16 protein-coding genes are annotated in these 14,212 nt (G+C 65.4%); 6 read left to right on the top strand and 10 right to left on the bottom strand.

Annotated elements, in window-relative coordinates; translation table 11 throughout:
- Positions 1–14: 14 nt before the first annotated feature.
- Genes EL388_RS11685 through EL388_RS11670 form a run of 4 tightly spaced genes read right to left on the bottom strand, consistent with a single transcriptional unit; the run spans position 15 to position 2,822 of the window.
- Complete coding sequence (locus EL388_RS11685) at positions 15–548, bottom strand: pilus assembly protein PilP (protein WP_126463584.1); 534 nt, start codon at positions 546–548, stop codon at positions 15–17.
- Positions 545–1,174, bottom strand: coding sequence for a type IV pilus inner membrane component PilO (locus EL388_RS11680; protein ID WP_126463583.1), 630 nt, complete (start codon positions 1,172–1,174; stop codon positions 545–547). Before EL388_RS11680 ends, EL388_RS11685 begins: the two co-directional genes overlap by 4 nt.
- Before the next feature lie 2 nt (positions 1,175–1,176).
- The gene (locus EL388_RS11675; protein ID WP_126463582.1) at positions 1,177–1,755 is read right to left on the bottom strand and encodes a PilN domain-containing protein; all 579 of its coding nucleotides are present in this window, start codon (positions 1,753–1,755) and stop codon (positions 1,177–1,179) included.
- On the bottom strand, positions 1,752–2,822 hold the full coding sequence (locus EL388_RS11670; RefSeq protein ID WP_269470946.1) for a pilus assembly protein PilM: 1,071 nt from the start codon (positions 2,820–2,822) through the stop codon (positions 1,752–1,754). The genes EL388_RS11675 and EL388_RS11670 overlap by 4 nt, the downstream gene beginning before the upstream one ends.
- A 184-nt stretch (positions 2,823–3,006) precedes the next feature.
- Here EL388_RS11670 and EL388_RS11665 point away from each other — a divergent pair, with 184 nt between their 5' ends.
- From EL388_RS11665 to EL388_RS11650, 4 genes are all read left to right on the top strand, one after another.
- The gene (locus EL388_RS11665; protein ID WP_232019125.1) at positions 3,007–5,235 is read left to right on the top strand and encodes a penicillin-binding protein 1A; all 2,229 of its coding nucleotides are present in this window, start codon (positions 3,007–3,009) and stop codon (positions 5,233–5,235) included.
- Between the two features lie 3 nt (positions 5,236–5,238).
- Positions 5,239–5,823, top strand: a complete 585-nt coding sequence (locus EL388_RS11660) for a nucleotidyltransferase (protein WP_126463579.1) — start codon at positions 5,239–5,241, stop codon at positions 5,821–5,823.
- A 64-nt stretch (positions 5,824–5,887) separates the two neighbouring features.
- Entirely contained in the window at positions 5,888–6,637 is a 750-nt protein-coding gene (locus EL388_RS11655; protein WP_126463578.1) for a flagellar brake protein, read from the top strand.
- A gap of 51 nt (positions 6,638–6,688) precedes the next feature.
- A complete protein-coding gene (locus EL388_RS11650; protein WP_126463577.1) occupies positions 6,689–7,423 on the top strand; it encodes a flagellar brake protein in 735 nt (244 codons plus the stop codon).
- 17 nt (positions 7,424–7,440) lie between these two features.
- On the opposite strand, the gene hemB is transcribed toward EL388_RS11650, so the two are convergent.
- Both hemB and yihA read right to left on the bottom strand, forming a co-directional pair.
- Complete coding sequence (gene hemB, locus EL388_RS11645; protein ID WP_126463576.1) at positions 7,441–8,445, bottom strand: porphobilinogen synthase; 1,005 nt, start codon at positions 8,443–8,445, stop codon at positions 7,441–7,443.
- A 139-nt stretch (positions 8,446–8,584) separates the two neighbouring features.
- Positions 8,585–9,241 (bottom strand): ribosome biogenesis GTP-binding protein YihA/YsxC, encoded by a 657-nt coding sequence (gene yihA / locus EL388_RS11640; RefSeq protein WP_126463575.1) that lies wholly within the window; start codon positions 9,239–9,241, stop codon positions 8,585–8,587.
- 98 nt (positions 9,242–9,339) lie between these two features.
- Here yihA and EL388_RS11635 point away from each other — a divergent pair, with 98 nt between their 5' ends.
- The gene (locus EL388_RS11635; RefSeq protein ID WP_126463574.1) at positions 9,340–9,972 is read left to right on the top strand and encodes a c-type cytochrome; all 633 of its coding nucleotides are present in this window, start codon (positions 9,340–9,342) and stop codon (positions 9,970–9,972) included.
- Between the two features lie 54 nt (positions 9,973–10,026).
- On the opposite strand, the gene EL388_RS11630 is transcribed toward EL388_RS11635, so the two are convergent.
- From EL388_RS11630 to thiD, 4 genes are read right to left on the bottom strand one after another with little or no spacing between them, the layout of a single operon-like run.
- Positions 10,027–11,094, bottom strand: coding sequence for a hypothetical protein (locus EL388_RS11630; RefSeq protein WP_126463573.1), 1,068 nt, complete (start codon positions 11,092–11,094; stop codon positions 10,027–10,029).
- Between the two features lie 11 nt (positions 11,095–11,105).
- Positions 11,106–12,392, bottom strand: a complete 1,287-nt coding sequence (hemL, locus tag EL388_RS11625) for a glutamate-1-semialdehyde 2,1-aminomutase (protein WP_126463572.1) — start codon at positions 12,390–12,392, stop codon at positions 11,106–11,108.
- Positions 12,393–12,409: 17 nt separating this feature from the next.
- Entirely contained in the window at positions 12,410–13,081 is a 672-nt protein-coding gene (gene thiE, locus EL388_RS11620; protein WP_126463571.1) for a thiamine phosphate synthase, read from the bottom strand.
- On the bottom strand, positions 13,071–13,973 hold the full coding sequence (gene thiD / locus EL388_RS11615) for a bifunctional hydroxymethylpyrimidine kinase/phosphomethylpyrimidine kinase (RefSeq protein ID WP_126463570.1): 903 nt from the start codon (positions 13,971–13,973) through the stop codon (positions 13,071–13,073). Before thiD ends, thiE begins: the two co-directional genes overlap by 11 nt.
- Positions 13,974–14,058: 85 nt before the next feature.
- Here thiD and EL388_RS11610 point away from each other — a divergent pair, with 85 nt between their 5' ends.
- Positions 14,059–14,211 (top strand): rubredoxin, encoded by a 153-nt coding sequence (locus EL388_RS11610; RefSeq protein ID WP_197721887.1) that lies wholly within the window; start codon positions 14,059–14,061, stop codon positions 14,209–14,211.
- The last annotated feature ends 1 nt before the right edge of the window (position 14,212 follow it).

Here is a 14,212-nt window from a genome sequence, read left to right as displayed (position 1 = left end):
TCATGGGGTTTCGTTCACTTGCCGGCCGGCTTGAGTTCCCGGATCGCCGTTTCCTCCGGCTTGGCCAGTTCGGTCGTGACCTCGGTCCATTTGCCGGCTGCGGACATGATGCGTTCCTTCACCTTGACGCCTTTGTAAGAGATCGCGGTGATGGTACCGCCGTTCTGACCGATGCGATCGCCGACCTTGGCCGCGAACAGCCGGTTGTCCGGGCTGACCACCAGGGCCTGGAAGGCGCCGTTGCGTTCGATGATGCCAGTGACGCGCAAGCCCTCCAAGGCGAACTCCTCCAGACTGCCGCGCGGCCGGGCCGCCTCGGTCTCGCCTGGCGCCTGGCCGCCCTTGAGCGAGCGCGGGCTGAACGGGTCAGGCACCTGTTCGGCCTGGTAGACGAAGGTGTCGTGCGGCTTCGGTGCCGGCAGCGGTTCGACCTTGGGTGCGTTCTTCTTGCCGGCCTCGTCCATGAACTGGCGCAGGTCGTCGAAGCCGTCGTCGCCACAGCCGGCCAGCAGACCGACGATCAGGAGCGCCGGAATCCATTTCATCATTTGCCGCCTCCCTGCTTGGCCTTGGCGCTCTCCGCCTCGTCGAGGTAGCGGTAGGTTTTCAAGGTGGCGTCCATGCTCAGCACCGGTGGCTTGGCGCCGGGTGCGATATTGACGTCATGCACGGTGACGATGCGCGGCATTGCCGCCACGTCGCTGATGAAGCTGGCGATCTGGTGATAGCTGCCGGTGACCTTGATCGCGACCGGCAGGGTGGCGTAATAGGCATCGAAGCTGGTCTGGCCCGGGCGGAACAGCTCGAACGCCAGGCCGCGGCCGAGGCCGGCCTGGTTGATGTCGGTGAGCAGGGCGTCGACCTCCGCCTTGCTCGGCAGCTGCTTGATCATGGTCGCCAGGGCCTGCTCGGTGTCCTTCAACTGCTGGCGGTAGGCGGGCAGGTTGTGCGACTCGCCGACCTTCTCGCTGTAAGTCTGGCGCAGCTTCTCCTCTTCCTGCTTCAGGCTGTCGAGGGTGGCCAGCTGGTCCGACAGGTCGAAGTAGTAGCCGGCGCCAACCACGGCGACGAAGAGCAGGCCGAGGACGATGCCCTTGGCCGCGGCCGGCGCGCTGGCCAGGTCCTTGAGGTTGAGGTCCTTGAGGTCGATGTTGTTGAGGTCCGAGAGTGCCATGGTCAGGGCGCCTTCTGGGGGGCGGGCTTCGCGTTCGGGTCGCTGACGGTGATGGTCAGCGAGAAGTCGTTGCTGCGCACATTGTTCACCGTCGCAGCGCGGACCTCGATCAGCACCGGATTTTCGAACCAGTCGGAGTCCTCGATGTTGCGCATGTAGGTGGATACCAGCGCGCTTGATTGGGCATAGCCCTGGATCGACAGGGTCTTGTCGGCCAGCTTGAAGCTGCGTAGGTGCACGCCCTCCGGCAGGCGGCGGGCCAGTTCGTCCAGGATGTGGACGGGCACAGTGCGGTTGGCCTGCAAGTCCTCGACCGCCTTCTTGCGCGCGACCAGGGCCTGGATCTTCTCCTTCAGCGTCTTGATTTCCTTCAGCTTTTCTTCGATCTTGGCGATTTCCTGGCGCATGAATTCATTGCGCTGAGCCTGCCGGTCCTGGGCGCCGGTGATGAACATGTGGCTGGCCAGCACGGTGGCGACGGCCAAGACGGCAACGCCGCCGGCCAGGGCATTGAACTGCTTGGCCTGGCGTTCGCGCTTGAGTTGCCGGTGCGGCAGCAGGTTGATCCGGATCGTGCTCATGTCCTGTCGAACCTCCGCATGGCCAAGCCGCAGGCCACGATCAGCATGGGGGCGTCGCTGCCCAGGCGCCCGGCATCGACCTTGCCGGACAGGCCCATCTGGGCGAGGGGGTTGGCGACAATGACATTGGCCTGGGTCGCGTTGCGGATGGCGGCGTCCAGGCCGGGCAGCAGGGCGCAGCCGCCACAAAGTAGGATGTGGTCCACGCTCTGGTAGGCGGTGGCGGCATAGCACATTTGCAGGGAGCGCATGACCTCCTGGGCGGCGTTTTCCAGAAAGGCCGGCAGCACCTCGGTCTTGTAGCGGTCGGGCAATTGGCCCTTGCGCTTGGCGTCCTCGGCCTCCTCGAGGGAGACGTCGAAGCGACGGGCGATGTCCTGGGTCAGGATCTGGCCGCCGAAGGCGTGGGTACGCTGGAACACCGGCTGGTTGCTGTGCAGGATGTTGATGTGGGTGAAATTGGCGCCCATGTCGACGATGGCGACGGTCTGTTTTTTGCCGCTGCCGGGCACCTGGGCGGCCATCATGGGGTAGGCGCCGAGGACGGCGAAATTGTCGACGTCCATGATCACGGTTGTCAGGCCTACCGCCTCGGCAATGGCGACCCGCTCGTCGACCCGGTCCCGCCGGGTGATCACCACCAGGGCCTCGTTGTCGGTCGGGCTTTTGGCCGAGGGGCCGAGAATCTGGTAATCGAGGCTGACCTCGTCCACCGGGAAGGAGGCCATCTGGTTGGCCTCGGCCGTGATCTGGGCCTCGGTCTCGTTCTCGTTCGCCTGGCTCGGCACCAGAATCTTTTTCGAGATCACCGCCGATACCGGCAGTGCCATGGCGATGGCCCGGGTTCGGCTGTCCAGTGAGCGCCAGGCCTGGCTCATGGCCGCCTCGACGGCCTCCGGCTTGTTGATCTTGCCGTCGGCGATGGCGTCCTTGGGCAGGGCGGCAATGGCATAGCGCTCGACCTGGTAAGCACCTTTGCCGGCCGAGGCCAGCTCAAGCATTTTTACGGCCGATGAGCTAATATCGACCCCGATCAGGGGGCGATCGCCTCCGCTAAGCCAAGCCAATCGCAAGGACGGTCCTTTCGCTTTTCAATCCAGTGACACGGATTCTTAATAATCCACCTTAACTACTGGCAACAACATATACTCGATACGACGATTTTTCTAGCCCCGCACCGCTAGCCTAGGCAACTGAATGGCCCGCGGTGCACGGATGCAACAGATGATTAAACCTTCCTGGAAACTGGCGTTGGCGGTCTTGACGGGTGCGGCGGCCGGCCTTGCGGCGCTGGTCATTCTGGCCGTGGCCCTGATCTATCCCACTTTGCCGAGCCTGGAGGCGCTGACCGACTATCGGCCCAAGATGCCGCTGCGCATCTATACCGAGGACGGCAGCCTGATCGGCGAATTCGGCGAGGAGCGTCGGGCCATGGTGCGCGTAGCGGATGTGCCGGAGCATCTACGCCAGGCCGTGCTTGCCGCCGAAGACGAGCGGTTCTACAGCCATGGCGGCATCGACACCCTGGGTATCCTGCGTGCTGCTGTCGCCAACCTGATTTCGGGCGGGGTGCGTGAGGGGGCCTCCACCATCACCATGCAGGTGGCACGCAATTTCTTTCTCAGCTCGGAGCGCACCTTCCGGCGCAAGATCAACGAGGCCCTGCTGGCGATCAAGATCGAACACCAATTGTCCAAGGACGAGATTCTCGAGCTCTATTTGAACCACATCTACCTGGGCCAGCGAGCCTACGGCTTTGCCGCCGCCTCACAGATCTATTTCGGCAAGCCCATCGCCAAGATCAGCCTGGCCGAGGCGGCCATGCTGGCCGGTCTGCCCAAGGCGCCTTCGGCCTACAACCCCGTGGTCAACCCGGCGCGGGCGCGGGCCCGGCAGTTGTATGTCCTGGGCCGGATGGAGACCCTGGGTTTCATCAGCGAAGCGGAGCTGCTCGCCGCCAAGGAGCAGAAGCTCGGGGTGCGCTATTCGCCGCAGAGCTTCGAGGCGGTATCCGACCATCTGGCCGAGATGGTGCGTCAGTACATGTACAAACGCTACGGTGACCAGATCTACATCAGCGGCATGAAGGTCTACACTACTTTGCGGGCCAAGGAGCAGCGGGCTGCGGTCGAGGCGGTCCGGCTGGGGCTGGTCGAATACAACCGCCGGCGCGGCTACGCCGGTCCCGAAGATCAACTGAAGTTGCCCAAGGAGGCCGAGGAGCGGGACAAGGCCATCTTCGACGACCTGTCCGACCGGCCGGAGGCGAATGGCCTATTGCCCGCGGTGGTGTTGGCCGTTGGCAAGGACAAGATCCAGGCTCGCCTGCGCAGCGGGGAAGACATCGAGTTGGGGCCGGATGAGGTCAAGTTCGCCCAGACCGCCAAGAAGCGTCCGGTGCCGGGGTCGGTCATCCGTGTCGTCAAGCTGGCAGCCAAGCAGCCGTGGCAGCTGACTTACCTGCCTCATGCCGAGGCGGCGCTGGTTGCCCTGTCGCCCGATGACGGCGCGATCAGGGCGCTGGTCGGTGGTTTCGATTTCGCTCGCAACCAGTTCAACCATATCGTCCAGGCTTGGCGTCAGCCGGGCTCAAGCTTCAAGCCTTTCATCTACTCGGCGGCGCTGGAAAAGGGCATCACCCCGGCTACCGTATTCGACGACGCGCCGATCACGGTCGATCCGGCGCTCACCGGCGGCGAGCAGTGGGAGCCGAAGAACTATGACGGCACCATGGACGGCCCGGTCACCCTGCGCACCGCCTTGTACAAGTCGAAGAACCTGGTGTCGATCCGGGTGCTGCAGGCGGCCGGCGTCGAGTTTGCCCGGGAACACGCCGGCAAGTTCGGCTTCGATCTCGACCGCCTGCCGCCTTACCTGACCATGGCCCTGGGCGCGAGCGAGGTGACGCCCTTGCAGTTGGTTTCCGCCTATGCGGTGTTCGCCAACGGCGGCCATCAGGTTCGGCCGTATTTTCTGCGCAAGGTGACCGACAAGGACGGCCGGGTGCTGGAGAACTACCAGGGGGTGAAGGCGAGCGAGACGCCGGCGGTGATCGATCCACGCAACGCCTTCATCATGACCACGATGATGCAGGATGTGGTGCGCCGGGGTACGGCGACGGCGGCGCTGCGGCTCGGCCGCTCCGATCTGGCCGGCAAGACCGGCACCACCAACGACCATCGCGATGCCTGGTTCGCCGGCTTCAACCCGCACCGCGTCGCCGTGGCCTGGATCGGCTACGATCAACCGCGGCCGCTGGGGCCGGGCGAAACCGGCGGCACCTCGGCGTTGCCGATGTGGATGCACTATATGGAAGAGGCCTTGCACGGCCAGCCCGATACCGGCTACGCCATGCCCGAGGGCGTGGTGCCGCTGAAGGTCGATCCCAAGACCGGGGTGCGCGACGATGCCGGCACGGTCGAGTATTTCTTACAGGAGTTCGCGCCCGGTTCCGCCTGGGGCGGCACTTTCGGAAACTGAGCGATGCCGGCCAAATCCGCCCCCGCCCGCAACAGTCACCTGCGCCTGCGCATTGCCCAGGTGGCGGCCCAGCTGATGGCCGAGCACGGCATCCGCGACTATGGCCTGGCCAAGCGCAAGGCCGCCCGGCAACTGGGGGTGACCGACAGCCACGTGCTGCCGGGCAACGAGGAGATCGACGAGGCGCTGCGCGACTACCATGCGATCTACCGTCCGGACGAGCATGCGCAAACCTTGCGCGCCCAGCGCGAGCAGGCACTGGCGGTGCTCGAGGCCTTCGGCCAGTTCAGCCCGCTGCTGACCGGGGCGGTCTTGGCCGGCACGGCCTCTGATCATGCCAATATCGAGATCGAGCTGTATGCCGATGCCAGCAAGGAATTCGAGCAGTTCCTGGTCAACCAGGGGGTGTCGTTCAAGGTGGCCGACCGCAACGGCCGGCATGGCTATCTGATCTATTCGGACCCGGCCGATGTCCTGGTCACGGTCTTGCCGCTGAGCAGCCTGCATGCCCATAGCCGGGGGCGGGCGGATGGTGTCAAACGCATGAACGCCGAGCAATTGACCCAGTTTTTACAGGGGCAAAGCTGAACCAAATCGGTGGTTCTGCATTATGCTTTGAACAATCGCGAGCAAAGTTCAAGTTACTGCCAGCATGGATATCCACAACTACCAATCGCAGACCGAGGGGGACGTCAGCCGCTATCTGGTTGACAGCCCGCTGGAGATCGAGCGGATCCTGCGCGGCATGATGGAACAGAAAATCCTGGTTTCCGGCTCCGGCAACAAGAGCAAGAATGCCTTCATTACCACGGTGCTCGGCGTCGACGGTCAGTCGCGCCAGTTCTTCCTTGAAAGCCCGCTCGACGGCCACATGGATGACGATCTGCTGGTGAAAGACGGTGCCGCTTTTTCGGCGCGTTACGAGAATGTGCAGATCCAGTTCATCGCCGGACTCGGCAAGCGGCTGGAACACGAGGGCCGTGCAGCCTATCGCTTGCCGTTCCCCACCCGCTTCCTGCGTTTTCAGCGCCGGGAGTATTACCGGGTCGAAGTGCCGCGGGCCAATCCGTCCAAATGCCGCTTCACCCTGGCCAACCAGAAGCAGGTGGTGGAAGGCGTGGTAGCCGACATCAGTATCGGTGGCATCGGCCTGACCTACAAGCCGGGCGAGGCGGACGTCGCCCTGGGCCAGGTCATTCACGGCTGCCGCCTGTTCATCCCGGAGGTCGGCGAGTTCGTGGTCAGCCTGAAGGTGCGCAACCAGATCGACCTGACTCTGCGCAATGGCGAGCATGCCTGGCGGATCGGCTGCGAGTTCATCGACCTGCCTTCGATCGTCGAGCGGGAGTTGCAGCGATATATCTTCAAGATCGAGCGTGACCGGCACGCTCAAGCCAAATAGCGCCCGGCCGCGCCAAGCGGACCTGGCAAATAAGGAGTCGGCGGGACAAGCATGGATCTTGATTACGGTACGGACGAGGACCTGAGTCGCTACACGGTCCACGATGCTGTGGAGATCGAGCGCATTTTGCGCAAGATGCTGACCGACCAGACCATCGTCACCATCCACGCAGAAAACGGCAAGGATTTCCTGCTGACCACTCTGGTCGGCATCAACCCCGGCACCGGTTTCATCTATTTCGATTCCGGCTCGGACGATCGGCTGAACGCGGCCCTGCTGGCCAGCGCCAAGTCGACCGTGACCGCGACCCTCAATCAGGTCCGGGTCCAGTTCACCACCGAGGGCTTCGAGCGGGCCAAGTACAACGGCGAGATCGTGCTCAAAGCCAAAGTGCCGGCCGCCCTGCTGCGCCTGCAGCGGCGCGAGTATTACCGCCTGGCGACGTCGCTGACCGATCCGGTCAAGTGCTGGTTCAACCTGCCCGGCGGTACCCTGAAGGTGGTGGTCACGGATATCAGCGTCGGCGGCATCGGGGTCTTGTACCCACCCGGCGGGGTGCAGCTAGAGGCCGGCGTGACCTACGAAGGCTGCCGCTTGGCGCTGCCCGGCGTGCCCGAGCTGATCATGAGCCTGAAGGTGTGCAGCACCTACAAGGAAACCATGAAGAACGGCCTGATCACCCTGCGTGCCGGTTGCCAGTTCGTCAAACTGCCGCCGCCGGCGGAGACGGCGATCCAGCGCTACATCCTCAAGGTCGAGCGGGAACGCAAGGCGCGGGCCGGCTAAGCGCCGCTGAAATAAGCTTAGGCCTCGCGCAGCCAGCGCGCGGCATCCAGCGCGAAATAGGTCAGTACCGCATCGGCGCCGGCCCGCTTGAAGCCGAGCAGGGCCTCCAGCACGCAGGCGCGCTCGTCCAGCCAGCCGTTCTGCGCAGCGGCCTTGAGCATGGCGTATTCGCCGCTGACCTGGTAGACCATGGTCGGTGCCTGATAGGTCTCTTTCACCCGGCGCACGATGTCCAGATAGGGCATGCCCGGCTTGATCATCACCATGTCCGCCCCCTCCTGTAGGTCCAGCCCCACTTCCCACAAGGCCTCGTCGCTGTTGGCCGGGTCCATCTGATAGGTGTATTTGTTGCCCTTGCCCAGATTGGCGGCCGAGCCGACGGCGTCGCGGAAGGGGCCGTAGAAGCTGGAGGCGTATTTGGCCGAATAGGCCAGGATGCGGGTGTGGATATGGCCAGCGGCGTCGAGCGCCTCGCGTACCGCGTGGATGCGGCCGTCCATCATGTCCGAGGGGGCCACCACATCGGCGCCGGCGGCGGCATGGCACTCCGCCTGGCGGGTGAGCACGGCGATGGTCTCGTCGTTCAGCACATAGCCGGTCTCGTCGATCAGGCCGTCCTGGCCGTGGCTGGTGTAGGGGTCGAGCGCGATGTCGGTGATGATGCCCAGCTCGGGGAAGCGCGCCTTCAACTCGGTCACCGCACGCGGCACCAGACCCTTGGGGTTGTAGGCCTCTTCCGCATTCAGGCTTTTCAGGGGGGCGTCGATCACCGGGAACAGGGCCAGGGCGGGCACCCCCAGTTTCAAGCAATCCTCGGCCGTGGCGTGCAGCTTGTCCAGGGTCATGCGCTTGACCCCGGGCATGGAGGCGACCGCCTCTTCCCGGTTGCTACCGTCCAGTACGAAGACCGGCAGGATCAGGTCGGCCGGGGTCAGCACGGTTTCCCGCATCAGACGGCGGGAGAAATCGTCACGGCGCATGCGGCGCATGCGTTTGCGAGGGAAGCTGGAGAGATCGAACATGGCGCAGGTCGGCTAGGAATGAGGGTCGAAAGGCTTGTGTAACCGGTCGGGGAACTTTCTGTCAACTTGACTATTCTATGTTGAAGACGAGGTAACTCGTTCCGCTATCTCCTCCCTGAGCGGGTGCCTTGGCGCAAAGCTAAGGCACTTGGTGCCCGACCTTCTCCCCTTGGGTCGGGCATTTTTTTGCCTTGTCGCCGCCCTTGGCCGGCGGCATCTGCAGCCAGTTCCTGATTACCGCCTCCGCTTCGTCCAGGCCCATGTGCTTTGGGCTGGAGAAGAGCTGGACCGAGCCCGGATTGCCCCGTTCGGCCAGGGTGGCCTGGGCGGCGCGCAGCACGGGCAGGCTCTGGTTGCGTGAGAGCTTGTCGGCCTTGGACAGCAAAATGTGGACCGGCTTGCCGCTGGCCTGGAACCAGTCGAGCAGCATGAGATCGAGGTCGGTGAAGGGGTGGCGGATATCCATGATCAGGACCAGGCCGGCCAGCTGCGGTCGGCCGGCCAGGTAGCTGCCGACCAGGGCCTGCCAGCGTTTCTGCTCGACCATGGGGGTCTTGGCATAGCCGTAGCCGGGCAGGTCGACCAGATAGCGGCCCTGGCCGGCCCGGAAGAAGTTCAGGTGCTGGGTGCGCCCCGGCGTCTTGCTGACGAAGGCCAGACGTTTCTGGTTGGTGATGGCGTTGATCGCGCTGGATTTGCCGGCATTGGAACGGCCGGCGAAGGCAACCTCGGCGAGGCTGTCCGGCGGAAGCTGGGCGAGTTCGGCGACGGTGATCTGGAAGCTGGCGTTTAACACGTTGGGGCCGGCCGCAAAACTGGCATGTTAGCAAAAAGGCCGCTAAAATGCGGCGGTTTTACCAATTGCGTGTCTAAGGTCCAGGAGCCTGTCAAAAAATGAAAAAACAAGCCGTTCTGCTTACCGGTCTGTTGTTCGTCGCCGCCGCCGCGGTTGCTGCCGAGCCTGCCGCCCCCGCTGTCGCCAAGGGTGACGCCGCCAAGGCCCAGAAGATCGTCAACGATATCTGCGGCGCCTGCCACGGCACCGACGGCAACAGCACCTCGCCGACCTACCCCAACCTGGCCGGCCAGCATCCCGAGTACATCACCAAGCAGCTGAACGAATTCAAGTCCGGTGCCCGCCGCAATGCCACCATGGCCCCGAACGTGGCCAAGCTGTCCGCCGAGGACATGGTCAACCTGGGCGCCTATTTCGCGGCTCAGCTGCCCAAGGCCAAGCCGGCCAAGGACCCGGCCCTGGTCGCCGAAGGCCAGAAGCTCTACAAGGGCGGCAATGCCGGCAGCGGCGTGCCTGCCTGCGCCTCCTGCCACGGCCCGGCCGGTGCCGGCATCCCGGTCCAGTTCCCCCGTCTGGCCGGCCAGCATGCCAAGTACGTCGTCGCCCAGCTGAAGAACTTCCGCACCGGCGATCGCGCCAACGACGGCGGCAAGATGATGCAGACCATCGCCAAGAAGATGACCGACCAGGAAATGCGTGCCGTGGCCGAGTACATCTCCGGCCTGCGCTGAGCATTTTCGGCGCCAATCGAAAAAGGCCGCCCGCGGGCGGCCTTTTTCATGGCTTCAGGGCTTGGCCGTGAGCAGGGTCTGAACCTGCCGCAGCAGGGGGGTAAGCAGGGGCTCGATCTTGCGCCGCATCAGGGAGCCGATGGCGGTGGAGCGGGCGAACACCGGGGCGGTCAGCGCTTCGCTGACGCGCCCCAGGGCGGCCACCGCGGCGGCATCGTCGGCCAGTTCCGGCAGGGCGGCGGCCAGCGCCTGCGCGGCCGGCTCGATCTCCGGCCCGGCGGCGAAGCGCCGACCGATCGCGTTCAGGCTGCGACTGACCACCTCCTGGGTTTCCGGCCGCTCGAAGATCTCGCCGAAGGTGGCGAGGAAGGTCTGGCCCTGACCGGACAGCACCTGCAACAGCAGGCCGGCGCAGGCGTTGCCCGCCTCCTTCAGCTGGGTCAACGGGGCCTGCCAGCGTTCGAGGTCGGCCCGGGCCGGGCGCGGCGAGGGCAGATTGTCCGGCGCCATCTCCAGGAAGGCGACATAGTGGCTGTTGGCCCGCCTGCCCCGCTTCCAGATGGCCTCGCGGCCGGCCTCGTCGACCGCGCCCGAGGCCAGCAGCACGGCGACGGTGTCGATGATCGCCAGGTGCTCGTCCTGCAGGAAGGGCAGGTGCTCGATCAGGAAATCGGCCAGCACCTTGCCCATCCGGCCCCGGGCCACCGCCTCCCGGCGCAGCATGAGCCGGGCGTTCTCGATCGAGGGCATGGCCCACCAGGCGTATTCGGCGATCTCGTCGGTCAGGCCCGGGGCGTAGACCACGGCGGTTACCGCCTCCGGTTCGCCGGTGAGCAGAAGCTTGCCCAGGTCGGGGCTCGCTAACTGGCCGTGCCGCGTCCAGCGGGTGAGATGCACCGGGTAGCCGCCGGGCGAGCCCAGGGCGTGGCCGGACAGGAACTCGCGCACCAGGCGGAGATAACGGTCTTCCCGGCAGGTCGGGTGCAGCGGCATCGAGGCCTCGCCTTGGGGGGTGAGGGCGTGCAGGGTCAGGCCGCCTTCGTCCAGGCGCACGGCCTTCAGGTCCTGCGCCATCAAGACGTTCAGGCGCAGCAGGTCCTCCGGAGAGAGTTCGTCGTCCATGCCTGCTCGCTTTACGGGGCCAGTTTGGCGAAGGCCTTCTGCGCGGCCGCGATGGTCGCGGCGATGTCGGCGTCGCCGTGGGCGGCGGAGACGAAGCCGGCCTCGAAGGCGGACGGGGCGAGATAGATGCCCTCGACCAGCATCAGGTGGAAGAAGCGGTTGAACGCCTCCTTGTCGCAGGCCATGACCTCGGCATAGCTGGTCGGCGGTTTGGCCGCGAAATACAGGCCGAACATGCCGCCCACGCTCTGGGCCGAGAACAGCACGCCGGCCTCTTTCGCGGCCGCGGCAAGGCCGTCGACCAGGGCCTTGGTTTTTGCTGCGAGCGCCTCGTAGAAGCCGGGCGTCGACACCGCCTTCAGCGTGGCCAGGCCGGCCGCCACGGCGACCGGGTTGCCGGACAAGGTGCCGGCCTGATAGACCGGCCCCAGCGGGGCCAGCTTGTCCATGATCTCGGCTCTACCCCCAAATGAACCCACCGGCATGCCGCCGCCGATGACCTTGCCCAGGGTGGTGAGGTCGGGCTGGATGTTGTACAGGCCCTGGGCGCTGGTGAGGCCGACGCGGAAGCCGGTCATCACCTCGTCGAAGATCAACACGGCGCCGTGCTTCGTGCAGTTCTCGCGTAAGCAATCGAGGAAGCCGGGCTTGGGCGCGATCAGGTTCATGTTGCCGGCCACCGCCTCGACGATGACGCAGGCGATGTCCTTGCCCTGCGCGGCGAACACGCGGTTCACCTGGTCGATGTCGTTGTAGTCGAGCACCAGGGTGTGGGCAGTCACCTCCGGCGGCACGCCGGCGGAACTGGGCTGGCCGAAGGTGAGCGCGCCGGAACCGGCCTTGACCAGCAGACTGTCGGCGTGGCCGTGATAACAGCCCTCGAACTTGATCAGCTTGCTGCGGCCGGTGAAGCCGCGCGCCAGGCGGATGGCGCTCATGGTTGCCTCGGTGCCGGAGGAGACCAGGCGCACCTTCTCCATGCTCGGCACCAGCTTGACCAGGAGGTCGGCCATCTCCAGTTCCAGTTCGGTCGGGGCGCCGAAAGAGAGGCCGCGGGCGGCGGTCTCCTGCACCGCACGCACCACGTCGGGGTGGGCGTGGCCGAGGATCAGCGGGCCCCAGGAGCCGACGTAGTCGAGGTAGCTCTTGCCGTCGGCGTCCCATACCCGCGGGCCCTCGCCGCGGACGAAGAAACGGGGCGTGCCGCCGACCGAGCGGAAGGCGCGCACCGGCGAGTTCACCCCGCCGGGGATGTGTTTCTGCGATTGCTCGAACAGGGTGTCGTTGCGGGAAGTCATGTCGGTCCTCGTAAAGGTTAACGTCGCGTAGCGACACTGCGTCCCTCTCTCCCTCCTGGGAGAGAGTTAGGAGAGAGGGCAAACAGCGATGCAAATCGTTCGGCGATGGCCCTGGGGTCGCTCGCCTCGTACAGGGCGCTGATCACCGCCAGCATGTCGGCGCCGGCCGCAACCAGCGGACCGGCGTTGCCCAAGTCGATGCCGCCGATGGCGCAGATCGGCAGCGTCAATTCGCGGCGCGCGGCCTGCAGCAGATCGAGACTGGCGCGGCGGGCATCCGGTTTCACCTGCGAGGGAAAGAAACTGCCGAAGGCGACGTAATCCACGCCTGCTGCCTGCGCCTGGTGGGCCAGGGCCAGGTCGTCGTAGCAGGAGGCGCCGAGTATTTTACCCGGTCCCAGCCGTTGCCGGGCGGCGGCGAGGTCGCCGTCGTCGCCGCCCAGATGAACGCCATCGGCCTCGACCTGCAGGGCCAGATCGACGGAATCGTTGACGATCAGCAGCGCGCCATGGCGCCGGGTCAGGGCGCGCAAGGCGCCGGCCTGCTCCTGGCGATGGCAGTCGGAGGTGGTTTTGTTGCGGTATTGGAGAATGCGGCAGCCGCCGGCCAGGATGGCCTCGGTGCTGGCCAGGAGCCGCTTGCTGTCGTTCCAGTCCGGCGTGACCGCGTATAAACCTTTAAGCGTCATCGCCCCCGCGTGCCCAGTAGAAGCGGTCCGGGATGTGCTGGCCCATGCCCGGCCGGTAAGCGGCCTGGAGCGACTGGTAGGTGAATTCCTGGGCGCGCTTCACCGCTTCCAGGAGGTCGGCGCCCTGGGCCATCAGGGCGGCGATGGCCGAGGCCAGGGTGCAGCCCGAGCCGTGATAGCTGCCGGGCAGGCGTTCCCAGTTCAGCGTCTGGATCAGGCCTTCGGTGCCATAGAGCCGGTTGACGACCTGTGGTGCCTGTTGGCTGCGGCCGCTGCGCTTAACGCCGGCTTCGCCGGCATTAGCCTCCGCCGAAATGAAACCTTGTGCCAAGGTTTCATTTTCGTGAGCCCCCGTGATCAGAACATATTCGCAGCCCATGTCGAGCAGGCGTTCGGCGCATTCCTCCAGGTCGGGCGCCTCGCTGTCGACACCTTCGTCCAGGGCCAGGCGCCTGGCCTCCAGGCTATTTGGCGTGATCAGCGTGGTCTGCGGCAGCAGCATGTCCTTCATGGCGTCGATCAGGGTCTCGGTCGCCAGCTCGTCGCCACGGCCCGAGGCCAGTACCGGATCGAGTATCAGGGGCACGTCGGGGTAGTCGGACACCACCTCGGCGATGGCCATCACCGCCTCGACGCTGCCGAGCATGCCGATCTTGAAGGCGGCGACCGGGATGTCCTCCAGCACGCTGCGGGCCTGGTCGACGATCCATTCCGCTTCCAGCGGAGTGAAGTCCTCGACGCCGACCGAGTCCTGCACGGTGATGGCGGTGACCACCGCCAGCGGGTGGCAGCCCAGGCTGGTCAAGGTCAACACGTCGGCCTGCAGGCCGGCCCCGCAGGTGGGGTCGGTGGCGGCGAAGGTGAGGACGGCGGGGGGCGTGAAGCTGGGCATTTGGATTGGTGGCTACATGGGGCTTGGGGCAGAATGTTCATTCTAGCAGCGCGAGAAGGACGGCTTCATGGAATATCGGGTTTGGATGTGCCTGATCTGCGGCTTCATCTACGACGAGGCCAAAGGTCTGCCGGATGAAGGCATCGCCCCGGGCACCCGCTGGGAGGATGTGCCGCCCAACTGGCAATGCCCGGAATGCGGTGCGCGCAAGGACGAATTCGAGATGATCCAGGTTTGAC

It is taken from the genome of Sulfuritortus calidifontis (assembly GCF_003967275.1).
Taxonomy (GTDB): Bacteria; Pseudomonadota; Gammaproteobacteria; order Burkholderiales; family Thiobacillaceae; genus Sulfuritortus; species Sulfuritortus calidifontis.
This window is presented reverse-complemented; position numbering and strand designations above follow the sequence as displayed.

Bases quoted from the DNA above. Each gene is read 5' to 3' on its own strand.
- EL388_RS11685 (WP_126463584.1), bottom strand. From the start codon at position 548: ATGATGAAATGGATTCCGGCGCTCCTGATCGTCGGTCTGCTGGCCGGC.
- EL388_RS11680 (WP_126463583.1), bottom strand. From the start codon at position 1,174: ATGGCACTCTCGGACCTCAACAACATCGACCTCAAGGACCTCAACCTC.
- EL388_RS11675 (WP_126463582.1), bottom strand. From the start codon at position 1,755: ATGAGCACGATCCGGATCAACCTGCTGCCGCACCGGCAACTCAAGCGC.
- EL388_RS11660 (WP_126463579.1), top strand. From the start codon at position 5,239: ATGCCGGCCAAATCCGCCCCCGCCCGCAACAGTCACCTGCGCCTGCGC.
- EL388_RS11655 (WP_126463578.1), top strand. From the start codon at position 5,888: ATGGATATCCACAACTACCAATCGCAGACCGAGGGGGACGTCAGCCGC.
- EL388_RS11650 (WP_126463577.1), top strand. From the start codon at position 6,689: ATGGATCTTGATTACGGTACGGACGAGGACCTGAGTCGCTACACGGTC.
- hemB (WP_126463576.1), bottom strand. From the start codon at position 8,445: ATGTTCGATCTCTCCAGCTTCCCTCGCAAACGCATGCGCCGCATGCGC.
- EL388_RS11635 (WP_126463574.1), top strand. From the start codon at position 9,340: ATGAAAAAACAAGCCGTTCTGCTTACCGGTCTGTTGTTCGTCGCCGCC.
- EL388_RS11630 (WP_126463573.1), bottom strand. From the start codon at position 11,094: ATGGACGACGAACTCTCTCCGGAGGACCTGCTGCGCCTGAACGTCTTG.
- hemL (WP_126463572.1), bottom strand. From the start codon at position 12,392: ATGACTTCCCGCAACGACACCCTGTTCGAGCAATCGCAGAAACACATC.
- thiE (WP_126463571.1), bottom strand. From the start codon at position 13,081: ATGACGCTTAAAGGTTTATACGCGGTCACGCCGGACTGGAACGACAGC.
- thiD (WP_126463570.1), bottom strand. From the start codon at position 13,973: ATGCCCAGCTTCACGCCCCCCGCCGTCCTCACCTTCGCCGCCACCGAC.
- EL388_RS11610 (WP_197721887.1), top strand. From the start codon at position 14,059: ATGTGCCTGATCTGCGGCTTCATCTACGACGAGGCCAAAGGTCTGCCG.